The organism is Bradyrhizobium sp. CCBAU 25360 (assembly GCF_028128695.1).
Lineage (GTDB): Bacteria > Pseudomonadota > Alphaproteobacteria > Rhizobiales > Xanthobacteraceae > Bradyrhizobium > Bradyrhizobium ottawaense.
On sequence record NZ_LBJA01000043.1, the window covers coordinates 576,735 to 599,504 of the forward strand.

At 58.2% G+C, this 22,770-nt stretch carries 21 protein-coding genes; 6 read left to right on the plus strand and 15 right to left on the minus strand.

Annotated elements, in window-relative coordinates; genetic code table 11:
• From XH81_RS29640 to XH81_RS29655, 4 genes are read right to left on the minus strand one after another with little or no spacing between them, the layout of a single operon-like run.
• On the minus strand, positions 1-1,227 hold the full coding sequence (locus XH81_RS29640) for a CaiB/BaiF CoA transferase family protein (protein ID WP_038973326.1): 1,227 nt from the start codon (positions 1,225-1,227) through the stop codon (positions 1-3).
• Positions 1,224-1,694 carry a MaoC family dehydratase gene (locus XH81_RS29645; RefSeq protein ID WP_038949613.1) on the minus strand — a complete coding sequence of 157 codons (471 nt, stop codon included), beginning with the start codon at positions 1,692-1,694 and terminating at the stop codon, positions 1,224-1,226. Before XH81_RS29645 ends, XH81_RS29640 begins: the two co-directional genes overlap by 4 nt.
• A gap of 12 nt (positions 1,695-1,706) precedes the next feature.
• Positions 1,707-2,093 (minus strand): VOC family protein, encoded by a 387-nt coding sequence (locus XH81_RS29650; RefSeq protein WP_028142350.1) that lies wholly within the window; start codon positions 2,091-2,093, stop codon positions 1,707-1,709.
• A 4-nt stretch (positions 2,094-2,097) separates the two neighbouring features.
• A complete protein-coding gene (locus XH81_RS29655) occupies positions 2,098-3,042 on the minus strand; it encodes a ketopantoate reductase family protein (RefSeq protein ID WP_028142349.1) in 945 nt (314 codons plus the stop codon).
• Between the two features lie 102 nt (positions 3,043-3,144).
• On the opposite strand from XH81_RS29655, the gene XH81_RS29660 reads away from it, so the two are divergent.
• The gene (locus XH81_RS29660; protein WP_028142348.1) at positions 3,145-4,125 is read left to right on the plus strand and encodes a LysR family transcriptional regulator; all 981 of its coding nucleotides are present in this window, start codon (positions 3,145-3,147) and stop codon (positions 4,123-4,125) included.
• 295 nt (positions 4,126-4,420) lie between these two features.
• On the opposite strand, the gene XH81_RS29665 is transcribed toward XH81_RS29660, so the two are convergent.
• From XH81_RS29665 to XH81_RS38760, 4 genes are all read right to left on the minus strand, one after another.
• Positions 4,421-4,717, minus strand: coding sequence for a hypothetical protein (locus tag XH81_RS29665; RefSeq protein WP_143279304.1), 297 nt, complete (start codon positions 4,715-4,717; stop codon positions 4,421-4,423).
• Between the two features lie 189 nt (positions 4,718-4,906).
• On the minus strand, positions 4,907-5,098 hold the full coding sequence (locus XH81_RS29670) for a hypothetical protein (protein ID WP_028142347.1): 192 nt from the start codon (positions 5,096-5,098) through the stop codon (positions 4,907-4,909).
• Positions 5,099-5,424: 326 nt separating this feature from the next.
• On the minus strand, positions 5,425-6,408 hold the full coding sequence (locus XH81_RS29675; protein WP_028142346.1) for an ABC transporter substrate-binding protein: 984 nt from the start codon (positions 6,406-6,408) through the stop codon (positions 5,425-5,427).
• 582 nt (positions 6,409-6,990) lie between these two features.
• A complete protein-coding gene (locus XH81_RS38760) occupies positions 6,991-7,155 on the minus strand; it encodes an H-NS family nucleoid-associated regulatory protein (protein ID WP_371731599.1) in 165 nt (54 codons plus the stop codon).
• A 317-nt stretch (positions 7,156-7,472) separates the two neighbouring features.
• On the opposite strand from XH81_RS38760, the gene XH81_RS29685 reads away from it, so the two are divergent.
• Positions 7,473-8,057, plus strand: a complete 585-nt coding sequence (locus tag XH81_RS29685) for a transglutaminase-like cysteine peptidase (protein WP_271596471.1) — start codon at positions 7,473-7,475, stop codon at positions 8,055-8,057.
• A gap of 267 nt (positions 8,058-8,324) precedes the next feature.
• The gene (gene gmd / locus XH81_RS29690) at positions 8,325-9,416 is read left to right on the plus strand and encodes a GDP-mannose 4,6-dehydratase (protein ID WP_028142344.1); all 1,092 of its coding nucleotides are present in this window, start codon (positions 8,325-8,327) and stop codon (positions 9,414-9,416) included.
• A gap of 92 nt (positions 9,417-9,508) precedes the next feature.
• Here gmd and XH81_RS29695 read toward each other — a convergent pair whose 3' ends face one another.
• The 3 genes from XH81_RS29695 to XH81_RS29705 all read right to left on the minus strand — a co-directional run bounded on the left by XH81_RS29695 (position 9,509) and on the right by XH81_RS29705 (position 13,609).
• Positions 9,509-10,816, minus strand: a complete 1,308-nt coding sequence (locus XH81_RS29695) for a WcaI family glycosyltransferase (RefSeq protein WP_271596472.1) — start codon at positions 10,814-10,816, stop codon at positions 9,509-9,511.
• Between the two features lie 63 nt (positions 10,817-10,879).
• On the minus strand, positions 10,880-11,854 hold the full coding sequence (locus XH81_RS29700) for a GDP-L-fucose synthase family protein (RefSeq protein WP_038949607.1): 975 nt from the start codon (positions 11,852-11,854) through the stop codon (positions 10,880-10,882).
• A 753-nt stretch (positions 11,855-12,607) separates the two neighbouring features.
• Entirely contained in the window at positions 12,608-13,609 is a 1,002-nt protein-coding gene (locus XH81_RS29705) for an ABC transporter substrate-binding protein (RefSeq protein WP_271596473.1), read from the minus strand.
• Between the two features lie 251 nt (positions 13,610-13,860).
• Here XH81_RS29705 and XH81_RS29710 point away from each other — a divergent pair, with 251 nt between their 5' ends.
• The 3 genes from XH81_RS29710 to XH81_RS29720 all read left to right on the plus strand — a co-directional run bounded on the left by XH81_RS29710 (position 13,861) and on the right by XH81_RS29720 (position 17,174).
• Entirely contained in the window at positions 13,861-15,354 is a 1,494-nt protein-coding gene (locus tag XH81_RS29710; RefSeq protein WP_271596474.1) for an undecaprenyl-phosphate glucose phosphotransferase, read from the plus strand.
• A 27-nt stretch (positions 15,355-15,381) separates the two neighbouring features.
• Positions 15,382-16,110 carry an FkbM family methyltransferase gene (locus XH81_RS29715; RefSeq protein WP_271596475.1) on the plus strand — a complete coding sequence of 243 codons (729 nt, stop codon included), beginning with the start codon at positions 15,382-15,384 and terminating at the stop codon, positions 16,108-16,110.
• A gap of 263 nt (positions 16,111-16,373) precedes the next feature.
• Positions 16,374-17,174 (plus strand): glycosyltransferase family 4 protein, encoded by an 801-nt coding sequence (locus XH81_RS29720; protein ID WP_271596476.1) that lies wholly within the window; start codon positions 16,374-16,376, stop codon positions 17,172-17,174.
• Positions 17,175-17,225: 51 nt separating this feature from the next.
• Here the strand turns inward: XH81_RS29720 and XH81_RS29725 are convergent, their stop codons facing one another.
• The 4 genes from XH81_RS29725 to XH81_RS29740 form a co-directional block, all read right to left on the minus strand.
• Complete coding sequence (locus XH81_RS29725) at positions 17,226-18,611, minus strand: hypothetical protein (RefSeq protein ID WP_271596477.1); 1,386 nt, start codon at positions 18,609-18,611, stop codon at positions 17,226-17,228.
• A 63-nt stretch (positions 18,612-18,674) separates the two neighbouring features.
• Complete coding sequence (locus XH81_RS29730; protein ID WP_271596478.1) at positions 18,675-20,168, minus strand: glycosyl hydrolase family 28-related protein; 1,494 nt, start codon at positions 20,166-20,168, stop codon at positions 18,675-18,677.
• 57 nt (positions 20,169-20,225) lie between these two features.
• Entirely contained in the window at positions 20,226-21,488 is a 1,263-nt protein-coding gene (locus tag XH81_RS29735; RefSeq protein WP_271596479.1) for a glycosyltransferase family 4 protein, read from the minus strand.
• Complete coding sequence (locus tag XH81_RS29740) at positions 21,485-22,765, minus strand: polysaccharide pyruvyl transferase family protein (RefSeq protein WP_271596480.1); 1,281 nt, start codon at positions 22,763-22,765, stop codon at positions 21,485-21,487. The genes XH81_RS29735 and XH81_RS29740 overlap by 4 nt, the downstream gene beginning before the upstream one ends.
• Positions 22,766-22,770 lie beyond the last annotated feature (5 nt).

The following is a 22,770-nucleotide window of genomic DNA, read 5'->3' on the forward strand; positions in this document are numbered from 1 at the left end:
TCACTCCTGCACTGCGAGTTCGTTGTAGAGGACCCCGTCACGCACCATCGCCTCGACGAGCTCGGCCGAAAGTCCCAGCGACTCTGCAATGCGGCGATTGTCCTGGCCGAGCAGCGGCGCCGGAATTCGCACCGTGGTGTCGCAGTTGGAGAAGCGGAAGGGCAAGTTCGGTAACGTCACCTTGCCGAGCACAGGATGTTCCTGCTCGACCAGCATGCCGCGCGCGTGGATCTGCGGATCCTTCACGACCTCTTCGATGGTCTGCACGGGAGCGGACGGCACGCCTGCTTCGTCGAGTGCCGCAAGACAGACGTCCCGAGAGGGCTGCGACAGCGTCCAGGTGCGCACAATCTCCATAGCTTCAGTATAGTGGGCGTTGCGCGCAGCAGGCGTGGTGAAGCGTTCGTCGGATGCCAGCGCGTCTCCTCCGATCAGGCTCGCCAATCGTCGCCACGCATCATCAACTTGCGCGGCGATGACAAGATTGCCGTCCCTTGCCGGAAAGACGCCGTAGACGGTCGAGTCTGGCTGTCCGCTTCCAGTCTGCTTCGGCAGATCGGTACCGCCGGAGAGGAAGTAGCGCTGCACTGCATAGTCGTGCATCGAGACCATGCAGTCGTACAGCGCCAGATCGATGTGTTGACCGCGCCCGGACGACGCGCGGCCGACCAGCGCGGCATTGATGGCAGCCACACCGTGAATGCCGGTATACATGTCGGCGAGTGGCATCCGCAGCAGCGGCGGCGCTTCGCCGGGGCAGCCCAGCTGCGCCAAAGCGCCCGACATCGCCTCTGCGATCAGGCCGAAGCCCGGACGGTCGGCATAGGGACCGGTGTGGCCATAGGCGGAGACCGAGCAGTAGATCAGCCCGGGATTGCGCGCCGACAGCGCCTTGTAGCCGAGCCCGAGTCGATCGAGCGCGCCGGGGCGGTAGTTCTCGATGAAGACGTCGGCCGTGTCGACCAGCTTCATCATCATGTCAAGACCGCGCTTATCGCGCAGGTCGATGCACACTCCCTGCTTGCCCATGTTCTGCTGCAGGAAGTAGCCGGACTGTCCGTCCTTGAAATAGCCATGGGCGCGGCCCGCATCGCCTGCCGTCGGACGCTCCACCTTGATGACCTCGGCGCCCATCGCGGCAAGGCAACGGCCCATGAACGGGCCTGCCAGGAAATGGCTGTAGTCGATGACGCGAATGCCCTTGAGCGGCAGATCCTGCGCGGTCATGCCCGCTCTCCCGCGACGCTAGTCTTCGACCGCATGGGAATCATCAGCCGGTGCTCGCCTAGCTGCACCACTTCGCCGCGCTGGTTGATCAGCTCCGAGGGCAGCACCACGATGCCCCACCCTTCCCGCTTCGTGGCGCGCATTGATCCAACGCGGAACTTCACATGCACGGTATCTCCGAGCTTGATCGGCAGCTTGAAATCCCACGTCCAGCCCAGCGACATTCCGGGAAGGAAGCGGTAGTCGGCACGGGTCTTCAAACCGTCGGCCAGCGACAGACCAAACAGCCCGTGCGCGACGCGCGTACCGAATGGTGTGGTCTTGGCGTATTCCTCGTCGACATGAACAGGCGTGAAGTCGCCCGTCAGTTCTGCGTAGGCATTCACCATCATTTCGGTAACCGTCACTGAGGGAGTGACGCATTCGTCGCCGACCTTGGCATCGTCCCAGTAGCGCTCATCGGTCATGTCGCGTGTTCCTTAGGCCCGTGGATTGATCGCCAGGGCCGCTTCCACAGCGCCTGCACTGGCTTGCAAGATTTCGACGTTCAGCCCGCCCGGCAGTTCGAGCCAGTTCGGTCCCGTAGGCAGCGCCTTGGCGCCCCAGGCGGCGGCACGGGCGAGCACACCTTCGTAGTCGTCGACCATGATCCCGAGATGGGCGAGGCGCCCCTCCGGTCCGACGAAGTTCGGATCCTCGATGAGTTGCACGCTTCCGAGCACCCATACCTGACGCGGGCGGGCACCATCGGCGGGTTGCTCGTCGCGAATGGGAAGACCAAGCACCTCACGAAAGAAACCAACGTGACGATCAACGTCCGGCACACGGATGGCGACGTGTTCGATGTAGGCACGGGGCAGCGACATCGTCTTAGGACCTTCCAGGATAGTCGCTGCGGGCGTATTCGATGCCCTTGACCAGCGCGACAAGGGTGGAATTGACGGGGGTCGGGACGTTGAGCCTGGCGCCCCAGCGCACGACGGACCCGTGGATGTAGTCGATCTCAGTCAAGTTGCCGGACTGCAAACTTTGCAACATCGACGTCTTGAACTCGGGCGGTAGACCAGCGGATGCCATCGTCCAAGCGCGCCGCGGGTCGGTGATCGAGATCTTCACGCCAGCCGCCCGCGCGACCGCGATGCCCTCTGAGATCGCGGCCAGCGCGCAATCTTCCAGGATCGGCAGCGAATAGAGACCGCCATAGGTCAGGCCGGTAATGGCAGTAATTCCTCCTCCGGCAACGTTGATGAACAGCTTGTCCCACATCGTGCCCAGGATGTTGTCGCTGAGCAGTGTGAGGATGCCGGCGCGGTTGAACGTCTCGGAAATTCGCCGTGCGCGTTCCGTCAAGCGTCCATCAAGCTCGCCGATGATGGTTTCCTTGCCGATGACCCCGGAGCGAACGTGACCGGGGCCGAGCAGCACGCCACCAACGTAGGTCTTGCCCGCCATGACCCGGTCACGACCAACTTCCTCCGACAGGATGTCCTCGTGGCCAAGACCATTTTGAAGCGACATCACGACCGTGTGCGGCCCGATGATCTGCGCGGCCGCCCGGATGGCCTCACTCGTGTGGTAGGATTTGACGAGGACGATGACGAGGTCAGCCTTGACGCCGACCTGGGCCGCGGACGTGCAGGCGGTGACCGTCACGACGGTCTCGGCGCTACCTTCGCGCATGCGAAGCCCGCGGGCGTTGATTGTGTCAACATGGGCCTGGAACGGATCAATTAGCCAGACCTCGGCTCCCCCACGCGCCAGCGTGCCGCCGATGGTCGAGCCTAAGGCCCCCGCTCCGATAAAGCAGATCCTCATCGAACGCTTCCCCCAGCGCCATTCTCGGCGTTGGTCGCGTGGTAGCAGGCTGGTTGACATTAAGATATGCTATGATTCTTATATGCATTATTGTCATTTGCAATGAAACCTCAGGATCACCCCGAGACGAAACTGCTGGAGCCTCGCCTGCTCAGGCTCTTCGATGCATTGTTCACCACGGGCAGTGTCACCAAGGCAGCCGAGAAACTCGGTCAGAGTCAGCCGACCATTTCGATCTGGCTGGCACGCCTGCGAAAGGAACTGGACGATCCACTCTTCATCCGCTCAGCACAGGGAATGTTGCCGACTCCGCGCGCCGAGGCTCTCATCGGCGCGGCCAGACAAGCGTTGGAGATGCTGCGTCGTCTGGCGGAGCTTCGCTCTGACTTTGATCCGGCGACTGCCAAGCGCCGCTTCGTCATCTGCATGACGGATGCGAGCCACATCACGCTGCTTCCGGCCATCCTCGCTCACGTTCGTCGCGTTGCGCCGGGCATCCGCATTGAGGCGGCGCAGATCGGCGGCGATACCCCACGAATGCTGCAGTCTGGCGAGGCCGATCTGGCGCTCGGCTACATCTCGGACCTCGACGCGGGGCACTTCCAACAGGCACTCTTTCCGCAGGATTGGGTCTGCCTGGCAAACGCAAGACATGCCCGGATCCGCAAGCGCATCACCGCAAAGGATTTCAGGCGGGAGGCACACGTCCTCATTCGCTCCGGCACCGGACATCAGTTGCTCGCGGACGCGCTACGGGAGCAGCGGATAGTCCTTGATGTCGTGCTTGAGCTACCCGGCTTTTTGGGGCTACCCGCGATCATCGGCACGACTGACCTGATCGCTACCCTCCCAAGGCACATTGGCGAAACGTTGGCTCATTATTACGGACTGAGCGTGCTCGACTGCCCGCTGGCGATCGCCGGCTTTACGGTGAAGCAATATTGGCACGCCCGCTTCCATCACGACCCGGCAAGCCAATGGTTGCGTGACGTATGCGGGGAGCTTTTTCAACAGCAGAAAGTGCGGGGTCTTTATCGTTCCGGTCCGCCAAGGAAACGAAGACCACGCGATTTGCAGTCGTAATGGTCCCCGGTAGCGGGGCAACGACCGCCCCCCTGGGGCCGCCGGCTGGGCCGACTGCGGCACGGCTGCAATTCCGCACATGCGCATCTCGACCGGTTGTCCGCTTCGTTCGCCATAGCACCCTATTCTACGATGAGGGCAAAACAGACCTGCCCGAGCAGCTTCCGCGGTATATGTTGGGATGGAAGCCTCGGAGATAAGCCAGCCTGGCTACGCCGTTTAGTTCGATTCTGGACCGAGCCTTAGAATCTGTGTTTCCAAACGCGCCCAAAGTGCAACTGCTTACCGAATGAACTCAACAGCTTGAGATCTGGCTGGGGCGGGAGGGATCGAACCTCCGAATGGCGGAATCAAAATCAGGCAGGAGTCTGAGCAAAATCAACGGTTGTTCTGAATATCGTGCGATATTCGTCCCCAGCGAGAACAATAGGTCAGCGAGCTGTTCAGAACGGCGCCCGCCTTCAATTGCAACCTCGCCGGGTACGGAAGCGGGCTTTTGTCCTGGATTTCCCCGCCACAAGCCGGGCGCGCTGATCTTCTTCAATCGCCACGTCGTCGGCGGCGTGTATCCGGCAAGCTCCGATTTATCCATGAACCGGCTCGATGCTGCCGGGGCCGCGAGTTAGCTGCACGCCAGGCGCGCTTCACGCCCGGATCGCCTCATTCTCAAGCCCAAATAAGAGAACGAGAAGTTAGCGAGGGCGGATGTAGCCCTCGTGAGTAAAGGCCCCCAGGGTCATTGCGGAGGCCCGCTCGGAAACGCCGCGTCAGGTCTGCTCTTTCATTTACCCTTTTGTTTTTCTTCTGCGCTTTTTCCATCGGAGCTTTTAGAGCGTTCTTCGAAGCGATCAGCGCCCTTGGCTAGATCGTGCCCCGTCTTGCTCTCGCTCTTCGCTTCTTCCTTAACAGTTGCCTCGCGCAAGCCTTCAGCGGCCCGTTCCTCCGCCTTTGATGCTTTTCGTTCGTCATCCATTTGCTGTTCCTCACTGATAAACACGCTTGTCCAGGAATACTTCCTTGTCTCTCTCATCAGCCGCAACAATTTCCCAATCAGATCGCCCGGACATTGTTCCAGTTCCGTTGAAGCTAGGTGCGCCTCCATGGCGTAAACCTCAGTCGAGCCGCGGTCCACGTTCCCTAAACAGCGCAACGCCGACATCGAAGTTACAAACAGTATGCCCGCCCTGGGTCAATCGTGTCGATCTAGTCGCGTTCTCGGCACGTCCGGGGGTGCCTTAACTGCTGATATGCCGGGCTGAACCGCGGTCTTCGCCTCAGGGCTAGGAGCAGAGGCATGCGTCACTCGATCACTTCGTCGGCGCGAGCGAGGAGATAGGGCGGGATAGTAAGGCCGATGTTCTTTGCTGTTTTGATATTGATCGCCAACTCGAATCTAGTCGGCTGTTCAATCGGAAGGTCGGCGGGTCGAGCGCCGCTCAGAATTTTTGCTGTATAGTCGGCAAGCTGACGCTGAACATCGGTGATGCGGGGCGAATAACTCATAAGTCCGCCGGATTTGACGAAAAATGACCATTCATAAGTCGCGGGGATCCGATACTGCTCGCACAACGCTGCGAGTTGCTCTCGGCGTGCAATATAGAATGCATCTGGACTGACAAGAAGCGCGGCATGCTTCCGGTTTCTGATTTCGCCGAAGGCAGCATAAATTTGCTCATCGGTGCTCGCCTCCAGGACGTGAATTTCTCGGCCAAGCGACTTGGCCGCAGCTTCGGCATCCGATACCACTACATTCGCGTTTGGATTCGTTGGATTTACCAGCGTAGCGATTGTTCCGCCTCCCGGTGTCAACTCTGCCAATAACTCAAGTCGCTTGGCGGTCAGTTGCGGAGTGTACATGCTCACGCCAGTCGCGTTTCCTCCCGGCCTGTTCAAACTGGAAACAACGCCAAGAAGTACCGGGTCCATGGCAATTGCAAACACGATCGGAATCGTCTTAGTCGCTTTCGTTGTCGCCAAGACTCCGTTTGTACCAGTGGCAGCGACGATCACTCGAACGCGATCCTGAATCAGATCTGCGATCAATTCCGGAAAGCGATCATACTTTCCATCCGCGAAGCGATACTCGATGGTGACGTTCTGGCCTTCTACAAGGCCCTTGGTGCGGAGACCATCCCGAAAGGCGTCGAGCAACTCCTTACTTTTGTCGGCTGAGTCGAAGCCAAGATAGCCAATTGTTGGAAGTGCGCCCTTTTGCGCGTATGCCGCGCAAGGGAAGACAATTGCCGCGACGCCGAAAAGTGCAATCAATCCTCGCCACTTCATGGGCAGGCCCTCAAGGTCGTAAGGCGGCTAAGTGAGTATAGGTCAGCTGTTCGTCGCGCGCGATACAGATTGTCGCGCCGAGAAATACCGCATCGCAATGGGCCGGAGCCCGACCGGCTTTGGATCCAAATGCGAAGAAACTCAACGTCAGCATATCTAGTCCGCGCCGCCTCGCTGAGCGCAGGCCGAAGAGCGCGCGGCGTCATTCGCGAATGGGACGCGAGGAGACGTCCCCGAAATTATAAGGAGCTGAGGTCTGCTCAGGGTCACAGGTGGACGAACGAAGCTAGGCCGGCAACTGTCCGTTCTCCCCTTGAAGCGGACCCTTGGTCCGCGCTCAGCCGGGGCAGCTTCGGGCCAAAAACTGACATCGTCAGGCCTTCCGCCGGCCTCCATCCTATCGCTCGTTTGCCCGCTCACGGGTACCTGAAGGCCCCGACGCGGAATTGCTGGCTCCCCTGGGGAGCTTGCTCACCACCTGATAACAAAAAGCCCCGGGCGACGCCGGGGCTTTGAACTGCTTACCTTGATCAGGTGGGCAGATCAGTATTTCGCGTTTCCGACGCGATCGCGACCCACCGCTCAATTTGTCTCGCGCTTTTGAACCGAAGCCCGCTCGATGAGGAAATCGTCTAACTGCCGACCGCCTCGGAGCTGCGGTTGGAGCCACCGCGGTAGCCTGCCGCGACCGCACCATTCTCCGACGGGTTCTTCGGATTTCGGTATTTGGGACGAACGGGCGGGTATGGACGGCGATCCTGTGGAGCCGTTCCTCCAACTGTGCTTTTTGCACCAAGATTTACGTCACGTTCCGGCGAAGAGGACATCCGGACGAGGTCTTGCACGGACCCTAGCTTCATTCCGCAAGCAGCTTCATACGACAGAGCGGGAGCAGACACCTCCAAATCTTGCAGGTGTTCGAGGCCACAGACTCCTATACCCTGGCCGCCTTCACCTCGTTCAGATCAAGCGCGCGCACGCTGCTCCACGATTGTGCATCGATTGCCTCACAATTATCGTAGCGCTTCCACCGCATCGCAATATACTTCGCCTAGCAATCAGGAATGCCAGGCGAAGTTTTGATGATCAGGCATGCGGTCCGCATGCTGGCCATAATGTATTGCGTTTGCAGCCAGCCCGCCTATTCGAACTACGAATCCCAAGCGGTGACGCCACCGCTGTCATTCTCACAATTCTGCATTCAATATCCCGACGATTGCCAGCGTCACGACGACCGCAGGGTCCGAGATTTCCGTTCCTCAATTCAGCGTTGGCGAGAACTCGCACAAATCAATTCAATCGTGAACTTCGGCATAGCGCCGAAGGATCCGCCCGCAAGCCGACGTGACGCGGAATGGCAGATATTCCCTGACGAGGGCAATTGCGGCGACTATGCCGTCACCAAGCGGCATCTGCTGCTGCGATCCGGCTGGCCCAGCTCGGCCCTCCTTCTCGCAGAGGTCGTCGTGCGAGCGACTGGAGAGCACCATCTTGTGCTGCTCGTGCGTGAGGGAAGAGCAGTCCTCGTACTCGATAATCTGAGTCCAGTGGTCACGCCGCTTGTAGATGCTTTGGATCGGTTCACTATCCTGCGTGCGGAGTCGGGAACGGATCCACAACGGTGGACACGGGAAGTCGCGACCTTCTAGCTGGCCTTCTGATCAACGGGGCCAAGCCTCATATGGTCAAGAATCCGATCTAGTTCTTTCCGCGGTTTGGAGGCCTCTCGCCCGACTACGATCAAACGAGGGACGGACACCTTGAACGGCACTGCGCCTCGCACGTACTCGGAGGAGATCCTTTGGCGCGCCGGCTGGAGCCAAACGCTGTTAATCTAAGCTTGATTTTCGCTCCATTTCGCCCTCCCTAACCAGGTCAATTTCGTGTAAGCACCAATTTCCATCTTTGGGACTGATATGACAAAGAAACGAGCACTTATTACCGGCGTCACTGGCCAGGACGGCGCCTATTTGGCCGAACTTCTTTTGCAGAAGGGATACGAGGTCCACGGCATCAAGCGCCGGACCTCGCTGTTTAACACCGATCGCATCGATCATCTGTATCTCGATCCGCACGAGCCTGACCCGCCCTTTCGGCTCCACTATGGCGATCTGACGGACTCCTCGAGCCTGATCCGGATTGTCGGCCAGGTGCAGCCGGACGAGATCTACAATCTCGCGGCGCAGAGTCACGTGGCCGTTTCATTCGAGGAGCCGGAGTATACGGCGAACTCCGACGGCCTGGGCACACTTCGAATTCTCGAGGCCATGCGGATCGTTGGACTGGAAAAGACGACCCGATTTTACCAGGCATCGACCTCGGAACTGTACGGTCTGGTCCAGGAAATCCCGCAAAAGGAGACCACTCCTTTCTACCCGCGGTCGCCGTACGCCGTCGCCAAGCTCTATGCCTACTGGATCACGGTCAATTACCGTGAAGCTTACGGGATGTATGCCTGCAACGGCATTCTCTTCAATCACGAATCTCCCGTCCGGGGTGAGACTTTCGTCACCCGAAAAATCACGCGGGCATTGGCCCGGATCCATCTGGGCCTGCAGGAGCGGTTGTATCTCGGCAATCTCGATGCATTGCGCGATTGGGGACACGCGCGCGACTATGTCGAGATGCAGTGGCTTATGTTGCAACAAGAAAAGCCGGAAGATTTCGTCATCGCGACCGGTGTTCAACATTCGGTTCGAGATTTCGTTAACGTGGCGGCGAGCGAAGTCGGCATGCAGATCCGATGGGAGGGGGCCGGCGTCGACGAGAAGGGTTACAATGTTGCAAACGGAAAATGCGTGGTGTCGGTCGACCCGCGCTATTTCCGCCCAACAGAGGTCGCCACTTTGCTTGGCGATCCGTCCAAGGCGAAAGAAAGACTCGGCTGGCAGCCCCAGACCTCATTCGAGAGCCTCGTTCGCGAGATGATGAAGGAAGATCTCGAATCCGCAAAACGCGATGAGCTGATTAAGCAGCACGGCTTTAGGTATTTCCCGCGCCACGAGTAGTCCTGGCAGATCGGCCAGCAAGGCAAGAAGCCAGATGAGCGCCCATCGCGGCGCTCATTTTTTTGGACGACAACGAATTGAGATCAGATGCTTTAAGGTGACCGAACGGCATCCTCCACTGGAAGCCCAATGTCGCCGGCAGCGTTTTTCGAGTCGACATTCTTCTGCCCTGTCGCACTGCCCTGCCCTGCCATGGCCTCCGACCACCGGTGCACAATTGCGCGTCGATCCCAACGATCAAGCGCGCGCCTTCTTCCTTCTTCGCCGTAATGCTCACGGAGAGCCGGCGCCTCGCTGAGCTGGCAAATTGCAAGCTCAAGCGCGGACGAATCTCCGGGTGGGATCACCAGGCCCGCATCCGTGACTTCCGCCGCGAGGCCCGTGCCTTCTTCAGCCATCGCAATGACCGGCCGAGCCGACGCGAAGATCGCGCCAAGCTTGGAGGGCAACACCAGATCGGCGGCCTCGGCTTTCTGCGGGATCAGATGAAAATCGGCCGTGGCCATCAATTGATTGAAACTTTCGTTGGGCTGAAGCCCGAGAAAATGGACATTGCGACGTCCGGCAGCAAGCTGCTCCAGCCTCATTTTATGTGGCCCCTCGCCTGCAAGGATGAAGTGGATATGAGGATGGCTCTCCTCCAAACCGATCGCAGCTTCGATCACGAGTTCAAGGCCTTGCTTGTTCGACATTGTTCCGGAGTAGAGCGCAACGATATCGGCCGCGCCCAGCTTCAGCTGCTGACGGTATTTGGTCATTCGCGAACCCGGGCAGATCGCGTTGGTGTCAATCCAGTTTCTCACCTCGGCTGTCTTGTCAGGACTCAACCCCTTGATTCTCAACCGGTCCACCATCGCTTGAGAGATGGTTGAAACATGGTCGAACGATTTGAGGATCGCCGCTTCGGCTCGAAGCATCCATTTTCGCAAGTTAGGATTGCGTAGCAGACCAAGATCAAATGCCGCGTCCACCTCGAAGTCCTGCACATGAAGCCATGATTTGGCGCCGACGCAACGAGCGACGAATGAGACGAAGGCAGCCGACATTAATGATGGTGCGACGGCGATCATAACGTCGGGGCGCCAGGATAGCGCCTCAACGAGGACCGGCGCCCCGCTCGTAAGCGCGAATGAAGCGTGATGAACCAGCCGCTTGGCGCCCGAGGGATGTCCGGGCACATAAATCGGCGTACGTGTCACGCGAACGCCGTGAATATCTCTCGACCTGAAGTACGACGACTTGAACGCCGGAGGAATCTTCCAGGCTGGATAATAGGGCGGTGCCGTAATGACCCTGACTTCATGACCTTCGGCGGCCAAGCTTTCGCAGAGCTCAGCGTTGTATTTTGCCACACCGATCAGATCGGGGGCATAGTTGATGCCGACCAAGAGAACACGCATAAAGCCCCGCCCAAATCAAAAGTTCAGAATAAAAAAGTTTCTTGTAGTCTTACGTAGTTTTTCTCAGCGCGTCGCGCTGACTTCCAGATGACGTCCAGAGCCCTTTAAAAAGTCTGCGTAGGCGGCCGCGAGACCGGCCCGCAGAGCGACATTCGGTCGCCAGCCAAGCCCTCGAATTCTCGAGCTATCGAGCAGCTTGCGTGGCGTGCCGTCAGGCTTTGACGTATCGAACGCGAGCTCGCCCTGATAGCCCACGACCTCCGCGACTGTCCTCGCAAAATCGGCGATCGACAATTCGTCGCCGCTGCCGACATTGATCGGAAGATCGCTTGAATAGTTCTTCAGAAGGAAGACGCAGGCATCGGCAAAATCGTCGACGTTGAGGAATTCGCGGAGCGGTGTGCCGGTGCCCCACACCGAGACGCTGGTTGCATTGGCCAGCTTGGCTTCATGGAAGCGCCGGATCAACGCGGCCGGGACGTGACTATGATCGGGATGATAATTGTCGCCGCGGCCGTAGAGATTGGTCGGCATTACCGAGATGAAATCGTCGCCATATTGCCGACGATACGCCTGGCACATCTTGAGGCCGGCAATCTTGGCGATCGCATACCACTCGTTGGTCGGCTCGAGCGGCCCGGTCAACAATTCGCTTTCGGCGATCGGCTGCTTGGCGTGCTTGGGATAGATGCACGACGAGCCGAGGAACAGCAGGCGCCGCACACCAACCGCGTGACTTGCACGGATCACGCTCAATTCCAGCGCAAGGTTGTCGCAGAGAAAGTCGACCGGGAAATTATTGTTGGCTGCGATACCACCGACCTTTGCCGCGGCGTGAACGACGACCTCTGGACGATTGGCCTCGAGCCATTTCAGCGTGGGCTCTTCCTTGGTCAGATCAAGCTCACGCCGGTCGGCGACCAGCACGGTGCAATTCTCTGACGCGAGCCTTCGGACGACAGCTGATCCCACCATGCCGCGGTGACCCGCGACGAAGACACGTTTGCCCGTGAGATCGTAGGTTGAAACCCCTGTCATCGTATCCTCTACCGGCGTTGGATTGGCCGGATCGTCACTTCCGTGAGATCCGGCTACCGCCGCATTACGCAATCACGCTGCCGATGCAGCCCGCCAAACTGGTAACACAATCTTCACCATGCAACAGCCTATCCCGGCCCGACAAAGATATTCATGGTGAACCCGTGCTGCGCGCACAAAAGAGCAGCACACGGCGAAACAAAAATGAGCAAGGCAGCCGCATGAGCTGTGCGGCTGCCTTGTAAATCTTCTGAAAAGCGGCGCTCGCCGCTCAGGTCAGCCGAAGCTCAATATGCCCGACGCAGGACAGGGCCGACGGGCGCGCAAACGCGGTCCATATACCAGCCATAGGGCGTCTCGACCCGCACCAAGGGGCAATGGCGCGACGGCACATATCTATATGGGTAGGGCTGCGCCCAGAACGTGACAGGCGTCGCCTGGCTTGCACCCGTGAGCAGGGTCGCCGGCGCCGGCATTTGCATCGCCGCGCTTGCTCCGCTCGCTGCGCAGAAGGAAACGGTGGCGGCCAAAAGGCCTGCTCGCATCAAGGTCTTAAACATCCCAAAAAAGCTCCTCGCCCCTGCGGATTTGGTCCATTCCCCGCGCCCCACTAGGCCGCAACCCGAGGACCACCGCGAACCAGCCTAAATAGTAAAGCCTAGATTACCAAGGCTAGGGCCAAAAAGGCAACCGACGGCGCAGCTTGGGGAGGGCCTTTATAGCGATATGGCGGGCAACTGTGGCTTCTTGGTCCTATTTTTCCTCGCTCCAGGCGCCCGGGGCAGCAAGGTCGGGTGAACGTCGGTACACATCTCGAAGGAACTGATAGTTGACGGTCTGGGCCAGCGGCACGTCCTCTTCGCCAAGCTTGGCGAAGAGGAGAATGTCCCGAAGCGTCCGCCAACGGCTTTCGTCGTAATCGCCGATGCGCCCCCCTGTCGGCAATACGAGCGGACGTAGCTGCTGCAGCTCGAATTTCAGCCGCTCTGAATTCAGCCTGGCCGGCCCGGCGCCGGCCAGAACGGGCACGCTCCGTGCATAGTCCGCGTAGGTAAATTGCCATCCTCTGATGAGGCCCTGAAGGACATCGGCAATCATGGATGGCTGTTCATGGACGAGAGCGTTACTCGCGAAGTAGACCAAGCCAGGAACATGGATGCCGTAGTCTTGCGGTTTGATGACATTCAGCTTCGTGAACGTCGAACTGGATGGATCCGGTTGCTCGTCGATGGCGGCGATGATGGCATCTACCTGCCCGCCCCGCAGAGCTTCGAAGCTGTCGCGGTCTGGCACCTTGGTAATCTGGCTGCGGGGAAGCCCGAGCTGCGCCATCATGGCGTCGAAAACGACGTCGCCCTCACTCGCCCTACGGTATCCGACTCGCTTTCCGACCAGGTCGGCCGGACGCCGCAATCCCGAGGCTTCAAGCGTGAAAATCGCGACAGAGGTATCGAGGAAGCTTGCCGCAAACGCAGTCACAGGGACGCCGCGCCAACTCGCCAGCAGGAACTTCTGGCCGCTCGTCACGCCGATGGCACGTTGGCGTGCAATCGTCTGGACGAACTCTGGGTCTTCGGGCAGGGCCGCCATTTCGATGCGGGAGGAGAAGTACCCCTGCCTCGATGCAGAGAGTTCGCCGGCAAACCGCGCGCCATATGGCCCGTCCAGGAGGAGTTTGACCGCGACGGCCGCGGAGGCCGTCGGAGTTCGTATGGGGGCCGCATCGGGGCGAAGAAGCAGCAGCGCGGTCCCCACCAATGCCGCCGCAGCGAGGCCAATGGCAAGGTAACGCCTCCCTTTCGGCCGGGTCCGCCGCCGGGACTGGGTTCGGGGCAACGAGAACTTCCTAACGGGTTGTGAAATTTAGCATATCAGTCGAGGCGAGATGGGCTACAATGAAGCTTCTGGGGTAAGGTTAATTTTCCCTTCGCCTTGTTTTAAAAGCGATTTTGACCGATAGCACGGCGCGTTCGGATAATGAATTTTGCGTCAATGGGCTTGGCAAGATGACGATTCTTTCCACTCGACCGGTGCCCGTCCCTGATTCTACGACGGAAATTGCTGCGGTCGAGCTATCCCCGGCAACAGGCTATGCGCCGAGCTGGCTGCGTCCCGTGGTTGTCGAGCGGTTGATGGCCGTGGTCGATGCGGCGCTGATCGTGTTCAGCGGGATCGGCTGCGCGGTCGGCTATCACATCGCGACCGCCGGTACGCTCGGCAAGGCGGATGTCTATGCGGCGGCCAGCGTCCTGGTCGCAATCAATTTCATCCTTCTGACCATCGTGCAGCACGGCTACCGCCTGAAAGCCATCACTGACTTAGCCCGCACATTCCGGATGACGCTGACGACGTGGACCGGCCTGTTCGGCGCGCTGCTGGCGATCGCCTTCACGATGAAGGTCAGCGACGAGTTCTCCCGCGGCACCACCATCTCGTTTTATCTGGTCGGCCTCTCCGTTCTGCTCGCCTGGAAGACCGCGGCCGCGCGCTGGACCGCGCATGGCTTACGCACCGGCGCCTTCGCCAACGGCCGCGCGATCATGATCGCCGAGTTCGGCCTTGCCACCTCGTCCAACGCGGTCGACGACCTCGGCCAGCACGGCTACCGCCTGATGCGGGTGATGGAGATTCCCGCCAAGGAGCTCGCCTCGCCGCTGCTGCTCTCCTCGCAGGCGCCGCGCTTCGAGGAGCTGATCACTTATGCGCGCGAAAACCGGATCGAGCACGTCTTCCTGCTGATGAACTGGAGCCGGCAGCACGCGATCGACAGCATCCTGGACGCGCTGAAGATCCTCCCCGTCCCGGTGCATCTGGTGCCGGACGCCAACACGGCGCGCTTCCTGCGCTATCCGCTTGAAGGCACCGGCAACACCTTCACCGCCGAGCTGCGCCGCGCGCCGCTGACCTTTCGCGAACGTGCGCTCAAGCGGGCGCTGGATCTCGTCGGCGCGAGCTTTGCGCTCCTGGTGTTCGCGCCCGTGATGCTGGTGACTGCGATCCTGATCAAGCTGACCTCGAAGGGCCCGGTGTTCTTTCGTCAGACCCGCCACGGCTTTGGCGGGCGCGCGTTCAAGATCTTCAAGTTCCGCACCATGCGCGTGCTGGAGGACGGCCCGACCATCGTCCAGGCGCAGAAGAACGACCCACGCGTCACGCCAATCGGCAAATGGCTGCGTAAGACCTCAATCGACGAGCTGCCGCAGCTTCTCAACGTGCTCAAGGGCGACATGTCGCTGGTCGGCCCCCGCCCGCACGCGGCCGCCCACAACACCGAATATGAGCAGATCATCGGCAACTACGCCTTCCGCCACCACGTCAAGCCCGGCATCACCGGCTGGGCCCAGGTTAATGGTTACCGCGGAGAAACCCGCACGCTCGAGCTGATGCAGAAGCGCGTGGAATATGATCTCTGGTACATCAATAATTGGAGCTTGTGGTTGGACGTAAGAATCATGCTGGGAACAGCAATTGTCACGTTCGGTCGCCCTACCGCCTACTGACCCGTCCTCTCACCGTTACGTTGATCAATGAATCTGTTTATCGTCCGGGTCCGCAAGCTCCTACACGCCGTCGGTTCGTCGTCAGGTCGGCGAGCCCTTAAGCGGGGGGTCGCCGCAAGCATTGAACACCGCTCGGCACTCGAGGGGGTCCCGTATAGGACCATTGTCGACATAGGAGCCAACGTCGGTCAGTTTGCACTGTTCGTACGCGAGCAGTATCCGGAAGCCAACATCTTCAGTTTCGAGCCGCTTGAGGATTGCTGGGACACATTCAGCACCATCTTTAGAAGTGATCCGAATGTTCATCTTTTTCGTTGTGGGGTCGGGCCTGCCGATACCGATGCCCTCATGAATGTGACCAACGCGAACGACTCATCCTCGATATTTGCACCGGCACCTACGCAGGTTGACGTGTTCGGAACAAAAGTGAATACGACAAAGAAAGTCGAACTGCGTCGATTGGCGACTCTCTTGCGAGAGGATCAGATCGCGTTTCCCGCGCTCCTCAAAATCGATGTTCAAGGTTTCGAGCTCGATGTGCTGCGCGGTTGCGAGGAACTCCTCTCATCCTTTGATACCCTCTATGTCGAGGCCTCCTATATGGAGCTCTACGAGGGCCAGGCGCTGGTCGGCGAGGTCATCGATTTTCTTCGACACCGGGGCTTTGAGATCCGGGGCGTCTTCAACCAGCACGTCGATCCAACGAGAGGTCCTCTCCAGGCTGACTTCATGTTCAAGCGGGCCTTGGCGTCGTGACTTCAAACGACGACTTCGTAGTGGCAATTGGTCAGCTGCCGCCCCCCGTAACCGGACTATCCTACATTACGGCCCGCATGATCGATGCCATCAAAGGCACGCACCCCGTCCGTACAGCGAATATCGCTGCTGAGCCCGGGCAGACGGGACTATCAAAGCACATCCGTAGAGCCCTTCGGGTACTCGCTGCGGGCGCCGTTCTATTGAGGCATACCTTCAGGACCGGTCGTCGCTGTTATCTGGTGTGCGAAGGCGATTGGGGCTTGGCGTATATTATCTTCCTCGCCGCTTTGGCTCGCGTCTGCAGCTATCCGACCGTTCTACATCACCACAGCTTTGCCTACATCGACCGACCGAGAGCACTCCTGCGCCTGCTTTTGCGTGCCGGCGGACCGGCTCTTACGCACGTGTTCTTATGCCCCATCATGAGCACCAAATTTGCTTCGGCTTATGGTGTCGAGCCAAAGGCTTGCATCCTTTCGAACTCGGCCTTCGTCGAGCCCGATTGGGACTTCCAGACTCTGACCGGACCGCTCACCATCGGGCTTCTTAGCAATCTCACCAAAGAGAAGGGGCTCCATACGTTTCTGGAACTGGTACGTTCTGCACGAACCCAAGGTCTTGGCATGAAGGCAATTCTTGCCGGACCAATTGCGGGTGAGGCAGATCGCAAGCTGGTGGAGGATGCAACTCGCGATCTGCGCGACGCCCTTGAGTATCGGGGACCCCTTTACGGATCCTCGAAAAACACGTTCTACCGGGATATCGACATTTTCGTCTTTCCGACGCAGTACTCGCACGAGGCCGAACCGACCGTCGTGTTTGAAGCTTTGTCAGCGGGCAATCTCATCATCGCGTTCGATCGGGGCTGTATAACGAGCCAAGTTGGAACGAACGGGTTGATCGTTCCGACAGACTCAAACTTTGTCCAGGATTCAGTCGACTATCTGCGACAAGCGGCCGGGCAGCTGACCAACCTCCGTGGCGAACGTCGTTCCTGCATTGACGCATACGGGGCCGTTCATTCATCCAGCTCTGCAATCGCGAAGCAATTGTTTTCGTGATCCGGCCGGCAACTGAAGACCTAGAACGACGCTTCAAGTTAATACGGCCGCCTAGCCACTGGGACGCAATGCTGTTGCCGCCGGATAATCTTGTCGCGCTCGCGCACCCGTCGTCTCACGACGTAGCCTGATCCCTCCGACAACGATCAAGATAGCAGCTGCGATCATCGAGAAGGCCCAGAAGTACACTACGGTTACGCCCCCGTCTCTCAAGATAGTTTTGAAATAGATGAGGAATATCCAGAAAAAGGTGAACAGGAGAGGACTTGTCGTCCTTACCGCCGCGTCATAGAGACGACTCTGAACAACCCCCAAGAGGAACATCATAGGGATCAACGAAACGAACCCGTAGACCATGTAAACGTCGACATAGAGAGTGGTAGTCATCGACGAGAAGTTTCCATACTCATTGAGATTCACGATTGACGTGAATACCGGCTTGTCCGGCCAGAGTTGCCGGGGAATTGGCCAATATAACAACCGAAGATATTGCGTGCCGTAAGAATAACCCGCCCGCTCGTCGACAACCATCGCCGCTACGGTCGCGCTATCGAACTCAACGACGTCCATTGAGCTCTTGCTGCCGCGGTCAGCCACGTAGGATGTCCATATCGACGAAATATCCGCATCGCCAAGCACAACCCGGCGCACCACATAGCGATCATGCCCGACGATGTCGAACAACAGAGCACCGAGCAAGACTCCAATGATGATCAAAGCACCTGGATATCGCCTTCGAGCCTCGATGAGCGACACAAAAAATACGCTGACGAGAACGACGACGAACGAAAGCCGCTGTGCGCCAATATACGCGCGAAGAGCGACGAATGCCGCTATGAAAAAGATCGAGAGCGTCCTGATCGACCCTTTGCACAGATACAGCATGATGCAAATGATAGGAAGAAATTCGGCGAGCGCCAAGGTGTATCCGGATATGCCAACGAGACGCTGTCCACCCTCTGCGTCTCGCGTAACTTGAAACGCATTGACCGACTGGAGCCCAGCGTCGCCGTAGGCCCGATACGTGCCGTAGAGTCCGGCCACGCCCAGCACAAAGACTGCGGCATAGAAGGCGACGGGCCGCAGGACGACAAAGCGAACCGGAGCGAATGTTGGAATGATGCTCTTGGCGCGTTTTGCAAACGTAAACCCGAGGAACGCGGCAATAAGAGCAACATTCGCAATCGCCGTTACGCGGATGATGTCCTCGGAGGTCGGTGTGATCCCGACGCGCAGCCAGATGAATGATTTCCCGTCAAGATAGATCAGAAGCGGTCGAACAATGAACCCTACGAAGTGGTAGAGCAGGTATATCACAAAGGGATGATAGACTGGGGCGCGCCAGACTTTGACAACCACAAAGCCGACCGCAAGCCACACCACGAAGTTGAACAGCGCAGCATAAATCAGCGGTGTGTCTACGAGGTTTTCTACCATATTAGTGCTTTCAATATAGTCAAAGTCCTACCCTTCTTGTGGAGGCGTTGCGCAGAACGCGCTCTAGGGCTCAAGTGTGACGGAGACGTTAGACGTATCATCCAGACTTCCATGTTGAGATACGAGTCGCGCAAAACGAACCTGGCTCGCTGACTGATCCAACTGAATCTTTATCGCGATGTCCTTGATCAGATTTGGAACGCTTTCTCCGGCAGTAACCGAGACAACGCACGGCATGTTTTTTTTGTGACAACGGGCAGTGATACTAAGGACAACATCCGATATTCGTGGATAAACCTTTGTCGACAGGGCCAGGAAGCTGTCCGTCATATCAATCCGCCCTCTGACCCAGCTCCCGATATAGACGGGTCCGCAATCGATCACCTTGATCTCCAGATCAAGCCACGGAAGCTCTTCAGGATAGCACCGCGTTGGCTCGTTTCTGGAATTACCTCGTATCTTGCTCGGCCTTGCTTTCCCCCCCTGAAGGCCCCCCATCGACCTACAGTTCTCGAAGGTGCAAGCTATTAATCTTCCATGGGCGCCTGCCCAGCCCTCCCAACCCTGATTGCCATCAAAGAAGTAACCTCGCTCGATATCCAGATTCGTTCCGCACGGATTAAGAATATCCGCGTTCGTTTGCCCCATAACAATGTCCCGTCCGATGAATGCCCCATGATGAGCACCGCCCTGGTAGAACACCTCTCCTCTAAAGCGCACGACCTTGGAGCGAACCAGGGTCCAGTCACCGGTTGCTCGATCGTTTTCGGCCCAAAGGCCCTTGTGCGTGAGGTCCCACCCCTCACCGGTGGAGACATCGGCTGGATAGCTATAGACGTCCGTTCGGTCACATCCGCCGTCTAGTTCCATATCGGTGAGGCTCACCGACGGCAATTTAGAACGATCCGAAGGAGATGATGGCCACCCCTTCAAGAATATGCCGGCTCCGCGCCAGACCTTTCCATTGACAGTTTGCCAATTCGACTGAAGTTCCCGGCCATCCTGACTTCGAAACAGAATTCGAGTCTTGTTCCCATGTCCGACGAGAGCGACCGGACGTTCGATGATGATCGAGTGACCGTCATATGCATTGTTCTTATCGGGATCGCTAGTCCGCTTTGGGCACCAAACGGCATAGGCGCGCTGCTTGAACCGCACCGTTCCGGCACCAAACGTCTCGGCATATTTGATAGCCTGCTGTATCGCTGCCTGATCGTTTGTACGGCCGTCTCCGACCGCGCCGAACGCTTCGACGAAGACCGTCTCAGGGCTCAGACGGAAGTTTCGGCCATCCGAGGCAGTGAAGGTGGCTGAAGGGTGGGCAGCCAAGAACGCAGGATCAATGCGCGGGTCACTTTCGAAGATCAGGTTCACGGGAATTGGCCCGTCCCCGAGGCATTCTATTTGCGTCACCGATAATGGAATTTGCGCGCTGCGAAGCTGACTGATCGGAAGCAATCGCTTGAACGACTCTTCAGAGCACGCCGGTCCAGCCAACCACACCGTTCCGGAGGCCAGTCCTGCGAGGACAACTCGTCGGTCTACCGGCTTCATCATGTTCGCGCTCTTTGCATTGTTTGGATCCACAACAAAACGTTGGACGGTTCAGCGAAGCTAGAATGGTCCTTCCAGCAGGGATTCGATCGACGACCGATAACGCGCGAACGTATATTTCTGGGCTTCACGCTGCGCGTTCGCCTTGAAGGAAGCCAGCCTCTCACGGTTGGATATTACTTCCATCACAGCCGATTGGAGCGCTTCTTCCGTGAGTTCCGGCAGCATGATGCCCGTCTCGGGCGTGACCGCAACGCCGGCATTTTTCGATTGAATGAGCGCCAGTCCGGAAGCCATTGCCTCCAGAAGCACCAGAGCGGAGCCCTCAAAGTAGCTCGGAAAGATCAGGACGTCCGCATTCCTCATGATGGAAGGAACATCCGCACGCGGGACAGTCGGCTGATAGCTCACTCGTTCTGAATACTTCGAGAAGATCGCTTTAGGCACAAGCATATCTCCGACGATCTGCACAGATGCCAGCTCGCGTGGAATCTTTTCGAACACCTTGAGCACCAGATGAATTCCTTTCCGCACACCGGCCTGACCAAGAAACAGGAAGCGAACGGGCCCAGACCGGGGGGTATCTTCAGCCCGGTTGAATCCTCCGAACAAGCGTTCGTCGAAGCAGTAGTTCAACACGCGCAACCGATCTCCAACCGAACCGTCAGACGCATGTTTCCTCACGGAATCCGCAGCAAACGGCGACCCCGTCAAGATCACATCCGCCAGGCTATACTCCTCGTCGTCTCGTTCGATGCGGTCGGCCGGTATTCGGAATGAGGAGTCGGAGAAGAATTCCGGATATGTCTCGTGTAGATCATCCATTATCCGGTTGTGCTCTCGCCCATCGCCAATGGTCCGATCGAGAATGCAAGCCCTTCCGGCGGCTTTCGCCGCCCGAAACGCGTGGACCGACGAGCTGCTATACCCCCACAGGTCAAAGCTTCGGGAGGACTCCATTTCCGATTTCAGCAGTTCCGCAAATCTTGCATTTCCGAACTGATCAATCCTTCTTGACAGCTGCCGGAATCCGGCGCGGTGAGCCAATCGCTCTATCCATTCAGAGACTCCAACAGTCTTGACGAGGTTAGTATCAAGCGCGGGACTGCTGAATCGACGAAACTCGTAGTGCACCTTCTCCCGGATTGGCGACGGCATCATCCGTTCAATCCGATAGGGCCACCGGTCCGGCTGATAAAAAATCGACGTCGCATAGAATTGAAGCCGTCCAAGCTGCTGCAACGCCAGCGCAGTCTGCCACGAATGCTGCGTTCCCGGATGAAAGACCGCAATTTTGTCCGCGAATGAGGATCGGCCTGTCACGAGACGGCCCCCTTCATTTGCGGCTCTTTCTCGGTCTCCAGAACCTCAGCCAGGGCCGCGCCGAAGCGCATCTTTGTATTCCTGTAGTGATTAACGGCTCGATTTACACGGACAGATACAGCCTTCTCCTCTTTGAGGCTCTCTGCGACCAAACGGCTCAGCACCTGGCGGTCAATGGATGCGATATCGATTACCAGGTCGTCCAAACCGAGATCCCTCATGATGAACTCCGTCTTCGGAAGGTACGAGATCGCGGTTAACGGTCGCGCCTCCATCATTGCAAAAATGCAGGAGTGAAATCGTGTCCCGACAAAGATTCGCGCTCGTCCGATGGCTGCTCGAAGGATTTCTGGCTCGGTTTCCGTCTTGTGCACGAGAACATGTGCTCCCGAACGCTCCGCGACCCTCTGGGCTAAGTCCAGATCACTAGCAACCTGGTTGAAGATGACGGTCCTCAGCCCGTGCTCGCGATATAGCTTATCAAAAATATGTACCAGGCCGTCCTCGTACCTGGCCTTGTCTTCGGCGGGATTTGTCCGATGGGGAAATGGCCAATCGACAACAGTTGCCCCGACGAATTGCTCGCCCCTTTTAAGACCGATTTCCTGCAGAAGATGGTCGATCTCGGACCCGTTCTCGGTCACGTGCAAATTCCAGAAGGCACTGTCACCAGCCACCACGACCTTTTCTGGAGCAATGCCCAACTCTGCGACGAGGAACTGCCGAGAATAACCTTCGCGCACGCACATCAGTGCACATGGCGATAGGACAAGGCGCGTCATCGCAGCTCCAAGCTTCGATTTGATCGGCCCAATGCTCTGTGGAGCTAGAACAGTTTTGGCTCCAACTAGAGTTCCAAAATGGATGTGCAATAGCGCAATGATATAGGACAGATTGACGTCGTGAATATATCCTCCAGGCGCACTGATCACGAAGTCGGCAGCCCGATAAGCCGTCAACGTCTTGCGCTGGCTCTCCGGAAGGACTTGCGCCAATCCAAACCAGCCGGTCGCACACGCAAACCAAGCTACAAAGAGGTACACAAGCTGCTCAAGGCGTCCCAAGGGCCCCGAAAATCGCGACGAATTTCCGATGCGCTCACTCCAGTCCACGCCTGGATGCGCCGCTTGCGCGGAGGAAATGCCTTCGAACAGTATGCCCATGATCGTCGCATCCGGATCGACCATCCGCATCTGTTCGATGCATTCGTCCAGCAGGACCGAGTCCCCGCGATTTGAACGACCAAATGCATTCACGATTAAGTATTTCCGCACCATCCTGC